Source organism: Aeromonas cavernicola (assembly GCF_002795305.1).
Taxonomy (GTDB): domain Bacteria; phylum Pseudomonadota; class Gammaproteobacteria; order Enterobacterales; family Aeromonadaceae; genus Aeromonas; species Aeromonas cavernicola.
Genome location: NZ_PGGC01000055.1, coordinates 1 through 1118, shown reverse-complemented (window position 1 = coordinate 1118; position 1118 = coordinate 1). Strand labels below are relative to the sequence as shown.

Below are 1118 nucleotides of genomic sequence, written 5' to 3'. Positions count from 1 at the left end.
TGCAGTAGGGGCGACGGGGGAGACGTTCGACAAAGGCAGCGGCTTGAAGCGCTGGTTTTACCATCGCACACCGCGCTTACTGGCGGTGTGGGGTTGTGTAGGGTGATCCATGTGGTATGATTTTCTCCATAGATGATGGCTAGCCCCGAACTCTCTGAATCTTCCGCCAAGTTGATTTAACAGGGATTCGGGGTTTGTCTTTTCTGGTCAACACTTTACAGCAGGCAACAACGACAGAGCAACGCTCCCCGCAGTCCCCCCAAAGATTCATTTATTCCCATCACGTTTATACCCTGAAGCAGAATGATTATTATTTTTTGGGATGTAAATAGCCTGTGGTATCGCAAATAATAAAGAAAGCCAACCAACAAAAATATTTCCTTTTAACCATGCTTCAGTTGCAGGAATAAAGGGGTTAAAACCTACTTTCCACACACCTACATGGAATGAACAAACCAAACAATTAAATACCAACCCAAACCAAAAATATCGTTCTTTGAAATTATGATCTGAGTGTTTCTTTGTAAAATAAAAACTAAATAAAACACCTAAAATTGAAAACATTAAATAAATAATGGCAACAACAAGATCATTCATATTAGTCCCCTTGTGACTGATCACTAAGCGAACGCACTGTTATAGCATCAGACACACCCTCTAACACAAGGGATGATGTAGAGGCATTTTTATAAGCTCTAACATAATCTTCGCGGACATATCTAAATAATCTCCACGAATCTGGTTTTAATACTAAACGAGAAACACCATAAGCTGACATTCCTAAGTCAGAAATGCCGTATGCAATATTCCCCTCCCGATCACCACCTCCCATAGCCTTTGCCGCACTTTGATATAAGTCTCTCACAGGGCCTTCAGTGTCTGAGCGCCCTTCTAGCAGGTTGCGCCCATTCTCATAGACGTTATTCGCGCCATGAGCCATCAGCGGCACCCCAAAGGTCGCGCACAGAACACCAAGAGAGGCATAGCAAAGCGTACCACCCGCGTATATTTGCGCCGCACCAGCAACAACTCCAACCCCCTTTTGCGCAACATCCAGCGATTGGTTTAACAAACTTCGTTGCTCTTCTGCTAATGCCCTTAAACCTTCCGAGATGCTT

Annotated in this window: 2 protein-coding genes; both read right to left on the bottom strand. The window is 44.1% G+C overall.

Going from position 1 to position 1118, the window contains the following annotated elements:
* Positions 1-267 precede the first annotated feature (267 nt).
* On the bottom strand, positions 268-597 hold the full coding sequence (locus tag CUC53_RS18825) for a hypothetical protein (protein ID WP_157798207.1): 330 nt from the start codon (positions 595-597) through the stop codon (positions 268-270).
* A gap of 1 nt (position 598) precedes the next feature.
* The coding region (locus CUC53_RS06260; protein WP_100293362.1) for a DUF4225 domain-containing protein at positions 599-1118 on the bottom strand (520 nt) is incomplete at its 5' end.

Excerpts from the sequence above, each read along its gene's own strand:
- CUC53_RS18825 (WP_157798207.1), bottom strand. The coding sequence starts at position 597 with ATGAATGATCTTGTTGTTGCCATTATTTATTTAATGTTTTCAATTTTA.